The organism is Novosphingobium sp. 63-713, from assembly GCF_001898925.1.
Taxonomy (GTDB): domain Bacteria; phylum Pseudomonadota; class Alphaproteobacteria; order Sphingomonadales; family Sphingomonadaceae; genus Novosphingobium.
On the sequence record NZ_MKVS01000026.1, the window covers coordinates 615,680 to 631,870 of the forward strand.

Annotated in this window: 14 protein-coding genes; 4 read left to right on the forward strand and 10 right to left on the reverse strand. The window is 62.9% G+C overall.

Annotation, left to right across the window (positions count from 1 at the left end; translation table 11 throughout):
* Positions 1 to 6 precede the first annotated feature (6 nt).
* From BGP00_RS13770 to BGP00_RS13785, 4 genes are all read right to left on the reverse strand, one after another.
* Entirely contained in the window at positions 7 to 552 is a 546-nt protein-coding gene (locus BGP00_RS13770; RefSeq protein WP_292693717.1) for a TetR/AcrR family transcriptional regulator, read from the reverse strand.
* A 177-nt stretch (positions 553 to 729) separates the two neighbouring features.
* Positions 730 to 870, reverse strand: coding sequence for a hypothetical protein (locus BGP00_RS13775; RefSeq protein WP_292693720.1), 141 nt, complete (start codon positions 868 to 870; stop codon positions 730 to 732).
* A gap of 14 nt (positions 871 to 884) precedes the next feature.
* Positions 885 to 1,769: a cytochrome-c peroxidase gene (locus BGP00_RS13780; RefSeq protein WP_292693723.1), complete on the reverse strand. Its 885-nt coding sequence runs from the start codon at positions 1,767 to 1,769 to the stop codon at positions 885 to 887.
* A 32-nt stretch (positions 1,770 to 1,801) separates the two neighbouring features.
* On the reverse strand, positions 1,802 to 2,308 hold the full coding sequence (locus tag BGP00_RS13785) for a hypothetical protein (protein WP_292693726.1): 507 nt from the start codon (positions 2,306 to 2,308) through the stop codon (positions 1,802 to 1,804).
* Positions 2,309 to 2,423: 115 nt separating this feature from the next.
* Here BGP00_RS13785 and BGP00_RS13790 point away from each other — a divergent pair, with 115 nt between their 5' ends.
* Positions 2,424 to 4,505, forward strand: coding sequence for a TonB-dependent receptor (locus tag BGP00_RS13790; protein ID WP_292693729.1), 2,082 nt, complete (start codon positions 2,424 to 2,426; stop codon positions 4,503 to 4,505).
* Here BGP00_RS13790 and BGP00_RS13795 read toward each other — a convergent pair.
* Entirely contained in the window at positions 4,499 to 5,038 is a 540-nt protein-coding gene (locus tag BGP00_RS13795; RefSeq protein ID WP_292693732.1) for a hypothetical protein, read from the reverse strand. The genes BGP00_RS13790 and BGP00_RS13795 overlap by 7 nt on opposite strands.
* Before the next feature lie 21 nt (positions 5,039 to 5,059).
* A complete protein-coding gene (locus BGP00_RS13800) occupies positions 5,060 to 7,150 on the reverse strand; it encodes a PQQ-binding-like beta-propeller repeat protein (RefSeq protein WP_292693735.1) in 2,091 nt (696 codons plus the stop codon).
* Positions 7,151 to 7,486: 336 nt separating this feature from the next.
* Between BGP00_RS13800 and BGP00_RS13805 the strand changes: the two genes are divergently transcribed.
* Positions 7,487 to 8,284 (forward strand): IS5 family transposase, encoded by a 798-nt coding sequence (locus tag BGP00_RS13805; RefSeq protein WP_292693738.1) that lies wholly within the window; start codon positions 7,487 to 7,489, stop codon positions 8,282 to 8,284.
* 236 nt (positions 8,285 to 8,520) lie between these two features.
* Here the strand turns inward: BGP00_RS13805 and BGP00_RS13810 are convergent, their stop codons facing one another.
* Positions 8,521 to 9,546, reverse strand: coding sequence for an IS110 family transposase (locus BGP00_RS13810; RefSeq protein WP_292693741.1), 1,026 nt, complete (start codon positions 9,544 to 9,546; stop codon positions 8,521 to 8,523).
* A gap of 215 nt (positions 9,547 to 9,761) precedes the next feature.
* Between BGP00_RS13810 and BGP00_RS13815 the strand changes: the two genes are divergently transcribed.
* Positions 9,762 to 10,790, forward strand: a complete 1,029-nt coding sequence (locus tag BGP00_RS13815) for an IS110 family transposase (protein ID WP_292693744.1) — start codon at positions 9,762 to 9,764, stop codon at positions 10,788 to 10,790.
* Between the two features lie 418 nt (positions 10,791 to 11,208).
* Here BGP00_RS13815 and BGP00_RS13820 read toward each other — a convergent pair whose 3' ends face one another.
* Positions 11,209 to 12,324 (reverse strand): zinc-binding dehydrogenase, encoded by a 1,116-nt coding sequence (locus tag BGP00_RS13820; protein ID WP_292693746.1) that lies wholly within the window; start codon positions 12,322 to 12,324, stop codon positions 11,209 to 11,211.
* Between the two features lie 159 nt (positions 12,325 to 12,483).
* Between BGP00_RS13820 and BGP00_RS13825 the strand changes: the two genes are divergently transcribed.
* Positions 12,484 to 14,115, forward strand: coding sequence for an FAD-dependent oxidoreductase (locus BGP00_RS13825; protein WP_292693748.1), 1,632 nt, complete (start codon positions 12,484 to 12,486; stop codon positions 14,113 to 14,115).
* 4 nt (positions 14,116 to 14,119) lie between these two features.
* Here BGP00_RS13825 and BGP00_RS13830 read toward each other — a convergent pair whose 3' ends face one another.
* On the reverse strand, positions 14,120 to 14,887 hold the full coding sequence (locus BGP00_RS13830; protein WP_168605816.1) for a glucose 1-dehydrogenase: 768 nt from the start codon (positions 14,885 to 14,887) through the stop codon (positions 14,120 to 14,122).
* Positions 14,888 to 14,993: 106 nt separating this feature from the next.
* Entirely contained in the window at positions 14,994 to 16,187 is a 1,194-nt protein-coding gene (locus tag BGP00_RS13835; RefSeq protein WP_292693751.1) for a cytochrome P450, read from the reverse strand.
* Positions 16,188 to 16,191 lie beyond the last annotated feature (4 nt).

The following is a 16,191-nucleotide window of genomic DNA, read 5'->3' on the forward strand; positions in this document are numbered from 1 at the left end:
TCTCACTCATGATTTTTGGCGCAGGGCCGCGATGGCATCCATCATCTCGCCATAGGCATCGACCGTGGGATCGACCAGCGATTGCAGTTGCAGGCCATCGGACAAGGCGATCAATTGCCGCGCCCTTGAGGCGGGGTTGACGCTTGCCGGAATGGTCCCCTCGGCCTGTTCCAGCCTTATATGGTGCTCCAGCCTGGCCGAGACGGCTTCAAAGCGTTTCAGAAAGAAATCATGCGCGGGGTGCTGCGCCTCCACCGCTTCGGCGGCAAAGGTCAGATAGAGATGCATGATGCCTGGAATGGTCATGTTGCGCCGGATATGGCGGGCAAAATCGTCCAGCGTGTCGCCTCCTTCGGGCGCCGCGCGGCGGGCATCATCGTCCCAGCGGATGATGACCTGTTGCAGCAATTCCTCGCGGCTGGAAAAGTAATAGAGGATATGGGCCGGTTCGATCCCCAGCGCCCGCCCGATCTCGCGCAGCGAAGGGTTGCGCAATTCCTGACGGCTCAGCCGGTTCATCAGACCGGTGAGGATCTCCTCGCGCCGCGCCATGCCCTTGGCCGAGGCGCCTGCCGATGATTTTGGCAACGATGATTTTGGCGCCGATCCGGTCGCGCGCTTTTTCGCGCCGGTGCGGGGCGGGGAAGGGGGCAGGCTCATGCCATTCCTTTCGCACACAATGGCGCGGGGCAACAAGGCTAAATGGCGGGAGGAATTAATCCAGCAAGATCAAGGACAGAGCGAGGTTCGTCCCTCGCTGGCCAGCACCACGGCGGCCAGATCCGGCATCGGGATCGCCATGCCGCAATGCGAGAGGAGCGCTCGACAGGGCCCGAAAGCCTGCTGCAGCCCGATGCGCACGCGCGGCATGGTTGATGCCCTTGTTATAATTTCACGCCGCAGGCGGTCTGTGGTAAAGAAAAGGCTTGGTTGTTCAAAAACTTATCATCGGTTAAGGCGTTCAGAAAGACCTTGATTGCACGCGTCTTGTCCGGCGCGAGGTTCAGCCCGTGGCGTCCGATGGCATCATCAAGGGTCGGGGCCGAACCATCGTGCCAATAAGGCCCGGTGACCGCCACATTGCGCAGGGAAGGGGTGCGGATGCGGCCTCGATCGGCCTGCCGGCCGGTGACTTCATACAGCCCCTGATCGGGCGCGGCCGGATCCGGTGGGCTCAGCCGGTGAAAGGCCATGTCGGTAAAATCGGGGCCTTTGTGACACGAGGCGCAGGACCGGCGAAAGGCAGCCCATCCCACGGTGGCCTCGGGCGAGAGGCGGTGGCGGTCAAAGGGCGCATCGCGCGAAATCAGGCTCCGCTCGAAATCGGCCAGCGCGCGGGATATTTTGGCAAAATCCAGTTTCTGATCATGGCCCGGAAAGGCGGCAGCGAACATCTGGCGGTAACAGGGATCGCGCCCCAGCCGCTTGGGGATTTGCTCCTGCATCCCGGCCATGCCCATTTCCACAGGATGCGTGCCGAAGACCGGCACGGCAGCCTGCTTTTCCAGCGTGGTTTGGCGCGGGTCGGCCCATGTCAGCGGCGAAAAGCGCCCGACATTGGCAAGGCCGGGGACATTGCGCCGCCCCGGTTCGTCCGTCACGCCGGGGTGGACCAGGTTGCCGTCGCTAAAGCCGTGGCGTTGTTCGTGGCACGTGGCGCAGGACATCGAGCCGTCGCGCGAGAGGTCGGCGTCGTAAAACAACCGTCTTCCCAGAGCCACCCGCGCATCATGGCGATTCTGCGCCAGTACCTGTGGGGGGATGGTCAAGGCCATTAATGCCAAAAATGCAAAGATAGGCTTCATGGGCTGGGCAGGGCCATCACCGTTATCTCGTCGGCGCCATTGGCCGCAATCTGGACCGTGTAGCGGCCCGGCTGGAGCGGAAATTCCACCACTTTGCGAATGCCGGTACAATCGGGCCCATGGCCATGCGCGGTTGAACGCAAGGCGCCGTCCTTGCCGATGACATCAAGCCACGCCGCCGAGCTGAGTGCAATGCGATAGGAGCTATTCTTGGTAATATCCAATATAAGAATACCACCATAGCTGACGGTTCCACCGGGCTTTTCCGGTCTGACTTCATACTTCACCTTAGGCGTTGCGATCAGTGTAACGCGCGCCGCTGTGCCCAACGGCAAGAGGGGCGCCGCGGCCGGATCGCCGCCCGCCTTTATCGCCACCGGATTGGTCCATGGCGCATATTCTCCGCTGGGCGCGACGGGCGCTGCGCAGGCGGGGGCAGCGGGTGTCTGGGCCCAAACCTGCCCCGCCCAAAGGGCCAGCGCCGCAGCCCAAAACCCCGCCATGATTACGCCATTTTTCGGCATGATTACGCCCCCGGCATTGCATCTATATCTTCATGGATATAGCTAATGGCGCGAATCACAAGCCATAATCGTGGCGTCCATGAGGGAATTTTCCATGCTTCCGGCCCGTATCCTCCCGCTTCTGGCGGCCACCACGCTTGCCACGCCCGCCCTTGCGCAGGACCAGAGCGCCAGCTTTGCGCTGGGTCAGATTGTGGTAAGCGCCCAGCCGCCCAAGGATCTGGAAATCACCAGCGAACGCCTGAGCGCCAAGGCGATTGAGACTTTCGGCCGCGTCACGCTGGACGATGCGATGGCGCTGGCACCGGGGGTATCGGCGGGCAACAGCGGGGGCACGCGCAATGAACGGCTGATCTTCGTGCGCGGGTTCAACCGTTTTCAGGTGCCGCTCAGCGTGGACGGCATCCGGGTCTATCTTCCCGCCGATAACCGTCTGGATTTCGGCCGTTTCCTGACCAATGACATTGCCGAGGTGCAGATCGCCAAGGGCTATGTCTCGGTGCTGAACGGGCCGGACGGGATGGGCGGAGCGATCAACCTTGTCACCGCCAAACCGACCAGGGAACTGGAAGCCAAGGTGGGGGCCTCGCTCAATCTGGGGCGGCAGGGCGAATATGCGGGCTATTCGGCCAATGCGCTGATCGGCACACGGCATGACAAATGGTATGCGCAGGTCAGCTTTGGCCGCAATTATACCGATCACTGGGATCTGGCGGGCGGCTATGCGAGCACGGCCAATCAGCCTGCGGGTCGCCGCAACCTTTCGCAATCGGGCGATTGGCGGGTGAATGTGAAGGCCGGTTTCACCCCCAATGCCACGGATGAATATGTGATCGCCTATACGCGGCAGGAAGGGCAGAAACTGGCCCCGCTGCATATCACCGATCCGGTGTCGTCTCAGCGTTTCTGGACCTGGCCCGCATGGAACACCGAGAGCCTCTATTTCCTCTCGAATACCGCACTGGGCGAGATCGGAACGCTGAAAACGCGGCTTTATCGCAACAATTTCTATAACATGCTGCGCGCATGGGATAATGCGAATGAGAACAGCCAGACGCTGGGCCGCGCCTTCAACAGCCCCTATTGGGACGAGGCGCTGGGCGGATCGGGCGAATTGACGCTGCGCCCTTCGGCCCGCGAAAGGATCAGCATCGCGTTCCAGATGCGCTCCGACCGCCACCGTGAGGCGCAGACCAGTTTCCCCAGCGGCGCTGTCGAACCGGTCCAGACCACCCTTGAGAACACCTATAGTCTCGCGCTCGAACACGCCTATCAATTCACCCCGGCGCTGAGCCTGACGCTGGGCGGCGGTTATGACTGGCGCGATCTGAAGCGGGCCGAAGAATATGGCGCGCCGCTGGGCACATCGGGCGCCAGCGTCCTCTATAATTACCCGATGCGCAACACCAGTGCGTGGAGCGGGCAGGGGCGGCTCGACTGGGCGGTGAATGCCGACACGCGCCTGCATGTCAGCCTGTCCTCACGCGCGCGTTTTCCCACGATCTTTGAACGTTTCAGCCAGCGTTTTGGCACGTCGATCCCTAATCCCGGCCTGAAGCCCGAACGCGCGCGTCAGATTGAGATCGGCGGCTCGACCCGTCTGGGGGCCGTCAAGCTGGAGGCCGCCGCCTTCCACGCGCTCGTTTCCAACGCCATCGTGTCGGAAAGCGTGCAGGGCTATGCCTGCACCGCCAGCACCACGCCGGGCAATTGCGCGCAGAGCGTGATGACCCAATCGCTGAACGTCGCACGGGGCAAATATTACGGCGTCGAACTCTCGGCCAGCGCGCAGGTACTGCCCAGCCTTGCCCTTGGCGGGAATTACACATGGGTGCATCGCGATCTGGTCGATCCGGGCAACGCCGCTTTCCGCCCCACCGATGTGCCCAGCCACAAGGCTTTCGTTTATGCCGACTGGACGCCCGTCTCGCGCTTCCACCTGATCCCCAGCGCCGACATCGCCTCAAGCCGCTGGACCGTGACCAGCGCGACGCCGATCCGCTATTATCGCACCGGCGCCTATGTGAATGCCGCGATCAAGGCCGAGGTGGAATTACGCAAGGGGATCAGCATTGCCGCCTCGGCGCGCAATCTTTTCGACGCCAATTATCAACTGGTCGACGGTTTCCCCGAGGCAGGGCGCAGCTATCAGCTCTCGCTGCGCGCCAGTTACTGATCGCGGGCCTGTTTGATCCGGTGGAAGGCATCGCCCATCAGCGCGGTGACTTCCGCCTCGGTCAATACATGCTCGGGCAAATAGCGCAGCCCGACCCGGCGCGTCATCGACCAGTGATCGACATAGAGCGCTTTGTTCGGCCCAAAGGCCAGATCGACATGCTTGGCCAGCAACGCGGGGGCGTCTGCCGAATAGGCGAGGCGGAACAGGGCGATATCCACCACATAAGGCCCCACCATCAGCCAACCATAGTCAGGCCCCAGAACCGGTCGGCCTTCCACCGTCAGATGGCCGCGCATGACATGCACCGGGGCGGAAATCGCGCGCTCCGCGCTGACGGCCAGCGCGGCGCTCATCATCAGGCTGGCATCGGGCGCGGCGGGAAAGATCGCCAGCAGATCGACCGCGCAGCGTGAAATCGCCGCGCGGTCGGCATCGCTCATCACATAGGATTTAAAGACCTTGGCGGCGGCCCAGCCGTGGCTGGCGGCCACGCGCTTGCTCAATTGCAGAATGTCCTGGCTTGTCGTCATGGCCGCGCCTTAGAGCCTATTTTACCGGCGGGGAAGGGCAAAGGCCGAATAGCCCGACCCGGCCTGCGCCTTGGCATCGCGCGCATTGCTGGTGGCGATGACCACGAATTGGCGCCCTCCGGTCATATAGGTAATTGGGGTGGCCACGCCCGCCTGCGGCAGGGTGGTCTGCCACAGGACCTTGCCCGTTGCCGCGTCAAAGGCGCGCAATTGGCGGTCATAGACGGTGGCGCCGATGAACAGCAGTCCGCTGGCCGTGACGATAGGGCCGCCGTAATTCTCGCTGCCCGTAGGCTCCATGCCCGATTTCGTTAATGCCGGATATTCGCCCAAAGGTACGCGCCAGAGATAGCGCCCGCTGTTCATGTCGATCGCGCTCAGCGTCCCCCATGGCGGGGCCACGGCGGGATAACCATCGCTGTCGAGGAATTTGCGATAGCCGGTAAAGATGAAACGCTGGGTCGAGGGGGCGTTGCCGGCCATTTCCGCGCGGTCGGATTTTGGCGCATCGCCATGGCGCAGATAGTCCATCAGCGCGGTTATCTGCGGCGCCAGATGGGCAAAGGCGGGCATCCGGCCCTTGCCTTGCAGGATCGTGGCCGCCACTTCGCCTTCGAGGCGGCGCGTCATCACACCTTCCAGCGAGGGAAAGGCGCCCGGCGATCCCTTGCGGTCCATGCCATGACAGGCGGCGCAATTCTGCTGATAGGTGGCCTCGCCCTGCGCTCCGGATGCCTGGGCCAGAGAGCCGGTCCATGCGATGTCATTGGCGTTGATATAGAGAATGCCCCGACCGCGCGCGATGGCCTGTCCGCCCCATTCGGCCCCGCCGTCAAAGCCGGGAAAGACCACCGTGGGTTTGCCCACCTGCATCGGGGCAAAGGGGCCGTTGCTGGTATATTCTGCAAAGGCCTTGGCGGCTGCGTCATGGGCCTGCGGCGTGCGCTGGGTCAGCATGTCAGCGGTCAGGCGCTGGCGCGCATAGGGCGCGGGAAGGGTTGGCATGGGCTGGGTCGGGGAACTCGCCTCGCCGGGTACATTGCTTTGCGGAACAGGCGTTTCCTGAATGGGGAACAAGGGCTTGCCCGTCGCCCGGTCAAACAGGAACAGCACGCCATGCTTGGTCGCCTGCGCCACGGCATCGACCTTGCGCCCGTCATGGTCAACGGTCAACAGGACCGGCGGGCTGGGCGGATCGCGGTCGAGCAGGTCGTGGTGGACAAGCTGATAATGCCAGAGCAGCCGCCCGCTTCTGGCATCGAGCGCGACCAGCGAATTGGCGTAAAGATTGTTGCCCTTGCGGTCGGCGCCATAGAAATCGCTGACCGCCGAACCCATCGGCGCAAAGACGATCCCTCGTGCGGCATCCACCACCATACCCGCCCAGTTGTTCGCGCCGCCGGCGGTTTTCCAGGCGTCGGCGGGCCATGTCTCGGCGCCGGGCTGGCCAGTGCGGGGAATCGCGTGGAAGGTCCAGCGAAGGCGGCCTGTGCGCACGTCATAGGCGCGGATGGCTCCGGGCGCGGCGGGCGTGGATTCGGCGGTGCGAAAGCCGACAATCGCCAAATCGCCCCAGATTGCGGGCGGCGAGGTAAGGGCGAGGGCCACCGAGGCCAGCGGGCGGTCAAGCCCGGCGCGCAGATCGATCCGGCCATGCGCCCCGAATGTGGCAATGGAAGCCCCGGTTTTCATGTTCAGCGCATGCAGATAGGACCCTGCGCCCACCAGCAAGCGGCGCTCCTTGCCCGACGACCAATAGCTGAGGCCGCGCACGGGCTGGAGATTGCTGTCGGGCAATTTGCGCTGCCAGAGTTTGCGCCCGGTTGCGCCGTCGAGCGCCATGACCTGTTGATCGGGCGTCATCGCATAGAGAATGCCGTCAATCACCAGAGGTGTAGTCTGCAAGCCACCTGCGCCTGTGTCGATCCGCCAGGCCGGTTGCAGCGCGGCGACATTGGCCGGGGTGATCTGGCCGAGCGGCGAAAAGTGATCGCCGCCGGGATTGGCATGATAGCTGGCCCAGTCCTTTTCACCCTGCGCGCCCAGCGGTGCGCCGCTGAGCAGGCCGAGCGTGGCGGTGGCGGCGTAAAGCTTTGTCGCGCCGATGCGCATCCTCATCCTCCTTGGGGCTGTTGAGGATGAATTTAACGATATTAAATAATAAAGCCAGTGGGGAAATCAGGCGCAATTTCAGGGGCCGAAAACCGGGTTTCTGGGCGGGTTATAAGTTTACCGATAATGAAGATTATATAAATATTTATACCAAAGCAATCAGTCGTGCCCACTTTCATACTGGTTCCCTCGGACAAAGCGGTCTGTTTAGGGCATTGAATGCAGAGTGTTGAGTAGCGCCGAGAATTGATGGGGTCGTCTAAGGTGTAAACTCATAAACCGTGTTGAGTTTGCGGCCATTGCGTGATTCAGGCGCTACCCAGAAAGGGTAGGCAGGTGGCGCGGCGGCGATACGAACTGACGGACAAGGAATGGGCAATCATCGAGCGCCTGCTGCCTAACAAGCCGCGCCGCGTGCCTCGAGTTGATGACCGCCGCGTTTTGAACGGGATCCTCTGGCGGTTTCGATCCGGTTCGCCTTGGGCGGAAGTCCCCGAACGCTATGGGCGGTCGAGCACCTGCTACAACCGGTTCGTGCGCTGGCGCAAAGCCGGGGTCTTGGACCGGCTGCTGGCGGCGGTTTCTGCGGGCTTCAACGGCGAATTGGTGATGATCGATTCCACCTGCGTGCGCGTCCACCAGCATGGTGCGACCGCGAAAAGGGGGGCATCCGATCATGGCATGGGAGCGCAGGCGCGCAGCCCATCCGGGGGATGGGCGAGCACCGAGCCCCGGGGCGGCCTTACCAGCAAGCTCCATGCTCTTGTCGACGCTGAGGGACGTCCTGTCGGCCTGCGATTGACCGGCGGGCAGGTTCACGATGCCTGCGAAGCCGAAGCCTTGATTGCCGATATTCCCGAGGGGGCCACGCTGCTGGGCGACAAGGGCTATGACAGCGACGCCATCCGCGAGGCCGCCGCGGCGCGAGGCGTGTGGGCCAATATTCCCGACCGCTCCAATCGCAAGCAGCGCTACGGCTTCTCGTCATGGCTCTACCGCCAGCGCAACCTCGTCGAACGCTTCTTCAATCGGATCAAACAGTTCCGAGGCATCGCGACCCGCTACGACAAGGATCCCGCCAACTTCATGGCCGCAGTCAAACTCGTCTGCACTCGCAGCTGCTGTGCTGCGTAATGAGTCCACGCTCTAATCGCGACCACGTTTGCAAGCGGATTCTGCATTGACCGTATGCCGGGTTCAGGGTCGTCTTCGCGGTCGGCAGGAGCCGCCGCATGTTGAGTCTTCGAGGACGGAACCTTCCTATGTGGACGGCGCACTCGGCAATGACCCGGTGCATTCCATCAAGCGGAATGGTTCAGCCCACGTCCCGGCATGGACGGAACTGCTAAATTTCGCCCGCTGGCGCGTGCTTACGCCGGAGATTGAGCCGACCTGTCGAACAGTTCTCCGGTTTTCAGCATGGCATGCATAATGACCGTCAATTTACACGCAACGGCGACGGCGGCCCGTTTGAAGCCGATCCTTTCGCGTTGCTTGATACCCCAGTCTCGCAGCGTGCTATCCGCTGAACTGCGGGTCAGAATGACGGATGCCGCCTCATACAGCAGGCTACGCACCTGGTGATCGCCTCGTCTCGAGATGTGGCCGTTGTAGTCGACTTGACCGGATTGATATCTCCTCGTCGTCAGCCCGAGCCATGCCCCGACTGAACGCGACGTTCGGAAGTTGGCTGGATCTTCCACTGCGGTGGCGAAGGCCGTTGCAGTGACGACACCCACGCCTGGAATGGACATGAGCAACTGGCAAGCTTCACTCTGACAAGCATCACCGATCAAGCGCCGGGTCAACTCGGCGGCGCGTAATCGAATGCTGCACCAGGCCTCGAGCAGCGGCATAATGATGGTCGCCAACTCGGAGTTCTCGCTTAGCCTTGCACGGACATTGGCTTCGAACGTGCTGCCTTTGCCTGCAGGGATCACGAGGCCGAACGTCTTCATCAAGCTGCGGATCTGATTTGAGATCTCGGTCTTGATTCTGACCAACTTGGTTCGGGCAGTCACGAGCGTGCGCGTCAGCATGCTGTCAAAGCCCTTTACCCGAACTTCGCGGTAGAAGCCGACCTCGGCCAGATGCGCCAACCCATCGCCATCGTTGGCGTCAGTCTTGTTGGCGGCCATATCCAGCGCCGCCTTGGCATGGCGCGCATCAACGCAGATCGCCGGTAATCTTTCAATCTGAAGGGCGTGGTAAAACCAGACTGACAAAGGTCCCGTTTCGAAGATGACCCGCTCTGAGTTTGGCGCATGTTTGCGGATCGTCCGGGCAATCACCTCCGGGTCTGAGGCGCATTTGCCCCGCCAGATCCGCTTGCCTTCTCGCCGAACCGAGATCGCCGTATCTTTCATCGAAACGTCGAGACCGATATATTCTGCCATGGCTGTTCTCCATCAGATGCCTAGAGATGCCTAGGCCCGGCGTCCTACCGTGAGCCCGTATCTCCATCTTATCGGGGAACAGCCACTTCCATCCATGTCCTACTGACTGGGGCGACTCGCTTCCCGCGATTACCCCATGTGGATGCCCCCTCCCGACGGCATCGAATGTGTCAAAGTGATGTTTCCACAACTTCACTACAGAGGAGAAGGCATCCATGGGCGAAGTTAGCATTATCGGCCTAGATTTGGCAAAGCGGGTTTTCCAGGCGCACGGGGCGTGCTCGAAGGGCAGCGCTGTGTTTCGCAAGAAACTCTCGCGTTCCCAGGTGCTTACGTTTCTGGCTCAGCAGCTGCGTTGCATTGTTGCCATGGAAGCGTGTGGCAGCGCTCATTTTTGGGGTCGTGCCATCAGGGAACTCGGCCATGAGATCCGCCTTATCCCGCCCGTTTATGTGAAGCCGTTCGTCAAGCGGCAACAGAACGACGCTGCGGACGCAGAGGCGATCGCCGAAGCGGCTGCTCGGCCCAATATACGCTTTGTTGCGCTCAAATCATCGGGCCAGCAGGCCGGCGCGATGGTCTTTCGAACACGGGATCTGTTGGTTCGCCAGCGAACGCAGTTGGTCAATGCGCTTCGTGGTCACCTTGCCGAACATGGCGTAGTCGCGCCGCAGGGCGTGACCAACGTACGCGTCCTCGAAGCCGCTATTGAGGACGCTGAGACATCGCTCGATTTGCTCGTTGTCGAGATGGCTAGGCTTTATCTGCAACAAATCGCGTCATTGGCCGAGCAGATCGCGAAGCTGGAAAAAGTTCTCCAACACGAAGCTGCAAATGCTCCCACCACAGCCCGGCTGTTGACGGTTCCGGGGATTGGGCACGTCACCGCCATGGAGATCGAGACCTTTGCCCCCTCAATGGAAACGTTTCGTCGCGGGAGGGACTTTGCTGCGTGGCTTGGGCTTGTCCCACTCCAGCACTCGACCGACGGCAAGCAGGTACTGGGCAAGACGTCGAAGATGGGACAGCGAGACATTCGCCGACTGCTGATCACGGGCGCGATGACAGTTGTGCGTTGGGCTTCGCGCAAATCGCCACCAGAGGGATCTTGGTTGTTTCGCATGCTTGGGCGCAAGCCGAGAATGCTGGTTGCCATCGCGTTGGCCAACAAGATGGCACGGGCTGTTTGGGCCATGCTGACCAAAGGTGAGGATTACAGAAATCCGGCAACCGCTGCGGCCTGATCACACGATCACGCGAGCAGTTCCCGGTACGTCGGGCGTGTGAGAAGTTCGAGGAGCAGTAAGGGCAAAGTGATCGGTCAGATCCGGGTTTGGAAAAGCATTCCGAGTCATGGGGCTTCGAGCCCGCAGAATTGATTTGCACCAATCCCGCGCATCTCCATACCGGCCAGCGGTCGTCAGTCCGCACAATAGGCCTGATACATGACCGCATCCGATCACACCCCGACCCGCTTCAACAACACTTGCACGTATGGGGGCATCCATACATGGCCGCCTTGCGGCAGCCGGCCACGCTGTCGGCTGCCGTTATGGGGAGTGGCGTCATGTCAGGGTATAGTCCATCCTGACAGCTTGAGGTGGATGGCATCAACGGTCAACGTATCGGCCATATCAGGGCCACCTTTCAATGGCCTGTTGATCACACCGGCGCTGAGGGCAGGATCAGGAATTTGCTGCCGGTTGCGCGTCTGGTGTAATCTTCGACGGCCTCGCGCGACAGCGCATCTACGAGCGACAATTCGCCCTTGTAATGGCATGCAAAGGTGGTCGTCAGTTCCGTTGCGACGCGGCCATGCATCCGCGCCCGCGCCTCGGGGCCAAGCCGCTCCATCATCGGGGCCAGCAGCCAGCCCGACACATCCCACACAAAGCCCAGCGTGCGCGGCAGGGTGATCGGCGCCATATCGAGCGCGCCATAGACATAGCCGCGCTTGACCTGCGTCGAGCCATAGCGCGAATAGGCGCCGTCTGCGTTGGCGACTTTTTCCATCGTGGTCAGGACCGTGCCCAGCAAAGGCCCGCCGCCGATGGCATCGAAGACCACCCGCGCCCCCGTCTCGCTCAGCGCCTGCGCCAGTTCCTCGGGGAAAGCGGGGCTGGTGCTGTCGAGCACATAGTGGGCGCCAATGCCGCGCAGCAGCGCGACCTGATCGGGGCTGCGCACGATGTTGACCAGCGGGATGCCATCGGCCAGACAAAGCTTCACCAGCATCTGTCCCAAATTGGAGGCCGCCGCTGTGTGGACCATCGCCGACATGCCATCGGCGCGCATGGTCTCGATAAAGCCCAGCGCGGTCAGCGGGTTGACGAAGGCCGCTGCGCCTTCACGCGCGGACACGCCTTCGGGCAGCACCATGCAGCCGGCTGCGGGAATGACGCGATACTGGCTGTACATCGCGCCCGCAAAGGCGGCCACGCGGCGTCCCACCAGCGCCTGCGCGTCAGACCCGGCGGCCACCACCAGCCCGGCGCCCTCGTTGCCGATGCCCAGTTGCTGCCCGATGCGATTGGCCAGCGCCTTCATGGCGGCGGGGGGCACCGGGGCGGAAACGCGCCCCTCTTCATAGCTGGCCTGGGCCATCAGCGCGGGGCCGAACATCAGCCCAAGGTCCGATGGATTGATGGGGGCTGCCTCAACCTGCACCACCACCTCGTCCGGGCCGGGGGCGGGCAGGGGCAGATCGGCCAGTTCGACCACCATGCGGGCATCGTCATAAAGGGTGGTCACAAGCGAGCGGGTGGTGGAGGGCAGCATCGAATTTCTCCGAAAAAACGGCGAGATCGGGCGGAATCTAGCACGGGGCTGGCGGGCCGGGGCACCTGAGACACTTGAGAGGTTCGGGCGTGTCGGGATTTGGCTATCATCGCGCAGGAGGCGCCACAACACAAAGCGTCCGAAGCGGGAGAAATGGCGATGGCGCAGGCCGAATATGACCTGATCGTGCTGGGTTCGGGGGCGGCAGGGCTGACGGCCGCCTTGACGGCGGCGGAGGAGGGCCTGCGCGTTCTCGTGGTCGAAAAGGGCGAGAAGATCGGCGGCACCAGCGCTTGGTCAGGCGGGCAGATCTGGATCCCCTGCAACCCCCACCAACAGGCCTATGGCAAGGAGGACAGCCGGGACAAGGCGCTGACCTATCTGGAGAGCATGTCGAACGGGTTGATCGATCCGGATATGGCGGCGGCCTATATCGACGGCGGCTTGGCCATGGTGCAGTTCCTTGAAGAGCGCACCCCGGTCAAATTCAGCGTGGTGCCCCATTTCCCCGATTATCACCCCGAACAGCCCGGCGCGGCATCGCGCGGGGGGCGGACGCTGGAATGCCCGGTCTATCCCTATGGCGAATTGGGGGAATGGGCGGAGAGGGTGGAGAAATCGCCCTATTATTGGCCCCACGTCTATTTCACCGTGGGTGAAACTTCGCTGGCGCAGGCGGTGCCCGATCCCTTGCCGCCCGAGGAAGCCGAGCGTCGCGCGGCCAATGATGAGCGCGGGCTGGGGCATTCGCTGGTGGGGCGGTTGCTGCGCGGGTGTCTCGATCGGGGGGTGGAATTCCTGCTGGGCGTCGGGGGCAGGGATCTGTTGCTGGAGGAGGGGCGCGTCGCGGGCGTCGAACTGGCCGATGGACAGGTGTTGCGGGCGCGCAATGTGATGCTGGCCACGGGCGGGTTTGAGCATAATGAGGCGTTCAAGAAAGCCTTCCTGCGCGGGCCTTTGCAAAATGCCGTCTCGATCGACACCAACACCGGCGACGGGCAAAAGATGGCGATGCGCGCGGGCGCGATGATGGGTTCGATGCGCGAGGCATGGTGGATGCCGATTGTCGAGGCCCCGCTCAACGCCAAGGGGATGATGCTGTTCACCGGCGAGCGGACCTTGCCCGGTACGATCATGGTCAACCGCAAGGGCCGGCGCTTTTGCAACGAAGCTGCCAATTACAACGCCTTTGGCAGCGCCTTTCACGAGATTGACCAGAACAGCAGCACCTATCGCAACCTGCCGTGCTGGTGCGTGTTCAATCAGGCGTTTTACGACAAATGGGGTTTCCTTGATGCGCAATTGATCGGCACCGGCGATGGCCATCGCAAGGAACCGGCGGACTGGATCGCGCGGGGCGAGACGCTGGGCGAACTGGCCGGGGTGCTTGGGATTCCGGGCGATGCGCTGGCGGCCACGGTCGAGCGTTGGAACGCGATGGTGGACCAGGGTGCCGATGAAGATTTCGGGCGCGGCGAGAGCTATTACGACCTCTATTGGGGCGATCCGGCGCATAAGGGCCGCAAAGCCGCCACGCTGGGCCGGATCGACGGCGGGCCTTACTATGCCGCCGAGGTGAAAAGCGGCGCGCTGGGCACCAAGGGCGGGGCGCAGACCGACAGGCTGGGCCGGGTGCTGGATCTCGATATGGTGCCTATCCCCGGCCTCTATGCCGCCGGCAATGCCATGGCCAGCATGATGGGCATGACCTATGGCGGGGGCGGGGGCACGCTGGGGCCGGGGATGGTGTTTGCCTATCTGGCGGGGCGGCACATGGTGGGGCGCAATTGACAGGCTACCTTGTGAGATAGCCCGCCTCGACCCCCAGCGCGTGGCCGGTGACATAGCTGGCCGCATCGGAACAGAGCCACGCGCTGGCCTCGGCCACTTCTTCGGGGCGGCCAAACCGGCCGAACAGGCTGAGTGCGGGGGCGAAATCGGCCTCGCTATAGCCGGTGTCGGCGAGCGATTGGCGCAGCATCGGCGTGTCAATGGCGCCGGGCATCACCGCATTCACGCGGATGCCCTTGGGCGCCACTTCGACGCTGCCGGTCTTGGTCAGGCCGATCACGCCATGCTTGGCCGCGACATAGGCCGAATTGCCGGGCAGGGGCCGCACCGAACTGACCGAGGCAATGTTGACGATGGCGCCCGCGTCTCCTTGAGCAAGCATCTGGCGGATCTCATATTTCATGCACAGCATGACCGAGCGCAGATTGACCCGGATCACCCGGTCCCACACCTCCATATCGGCATCGGCAATCGGCAGCAGATCGGGGGCAATCGCGGCATTGTTGACCGCGCAATCCAGGCGGCCAAAGGCGGCGACACAGGCCGCGATCATCTCGGCCACCTGCGCTTCTTCGGCGACATCGCAGGATTGCGCCACCGCCGTCCCGCCCGCGTCGAGAATGGCCTGCACCGTCTCTTGCGCCGCCGCCATATTGCGGTCGGCCACCATCACGCTGGCGCCATAGCCGGCCATCACCTGCGCCGTGGCCGCGCCCATGCCCATCCCGCCGCCGGTCACCAGCGCCACCTTGCCATCGAGCCTGTTACGCATCGCCATTCTCCCGTTTCGCCATCTGCGTGGCCGGGGCCATATTTGCATGGCGCGGCCCGCTTGCCGCCTATCTTTTCAGGCAGTCTAGATCGGCGGCACCAGCCCGCTATTTCCAGATCAGGGGAAGGCTGATCAAACTGCCGACATTACCCGCCTTCATCGTCACAGGCCGCGCCGGATCAATGGTGAATTCAGGCAGCGCCCCCAGCCATTCATCAAGGAACACGATCATCTCCATCCGCGCCAGCCCCGCGCCGACACAGCGGTGCGCACCTGCGCCAAAGGTGGTGTGGTGGATGGGATTGAGCCCGCGATCAAATCGCGCCTCCTCGGGCCGGTCAAAACAGGTCGGGTCGAGATTGTGCAGCATACTGGGCAGATAGACGATGTCGCCCGCCTTGATGGTGACGCCATTGACATCCATATCCGCCACCGCATTGCGCGACACCGAGGCCGAAGGATAGCGCCGCATCAATTCATCCGCCGCCGCCGGGATCAGGTCAGGCTGGCCGCGCAGCAGGCGCTGATCGTCGGGATGGCGGGCCAGATGCATCGCCACCATGCCGACCATCGCCGCCACCGTATCCAGCCCGGCAAACAGCACATTGCGCGCCATACGCAGCGCCTCGTCCAGCGTCCATGCGCGGCCCTGCACCGGCTCGGCCAGAATACGGCTGAGCAGATCCTCGCCCGGCGCGGCCAGTCTCTGGCGGACATGGGGGCGCAGGTAATCGTCCACCGCATCGCGCAATTCGACCACGCTCATCGTGCCGTCGGGCCGGGTCAATTGCGCACCCAGCGGGCGCAGCCTTTCGCGATCCTCCACCGGCACGCCCAGCATCGAGAGGAAGATATGGACCGGGAAAATCTCGGCAAAATCGGGCATGAAATCGCAGGCGCCGCTCGGCTTGATGTCCGCGATCAACTCCTGCGCCAGCGCGCGCACCGCCGGTTCCAGCGCGGCGATATGACGCCCGGCAAAGCCCTTCATGATGGGGGTGCGAAAGGCCTTATGCTCGGCCCCGTCATTTTGCAGCGGGATGAGCTGCATCACCTCGCCAAGGCCCGGCACCACGGCCAGAACCTGGCTCGACAGGTTGGCGGTATCGGCCCAAAGGCGGCGGATCACCGCGCCATCGGTGGCGATCCAGTGGCCGCCAAAGGCCGGTGTCCACACCAGACCCGGCCCATCGGGGCGCCGCAGCGCCTGCCATGCCGCGATATAGTCCGCCTCGGCGCCGGGCGGATCAAAGATGTTGAAATCAACGACCAGTTCGGCGGGAACATGAGCAGGTATCACGAGG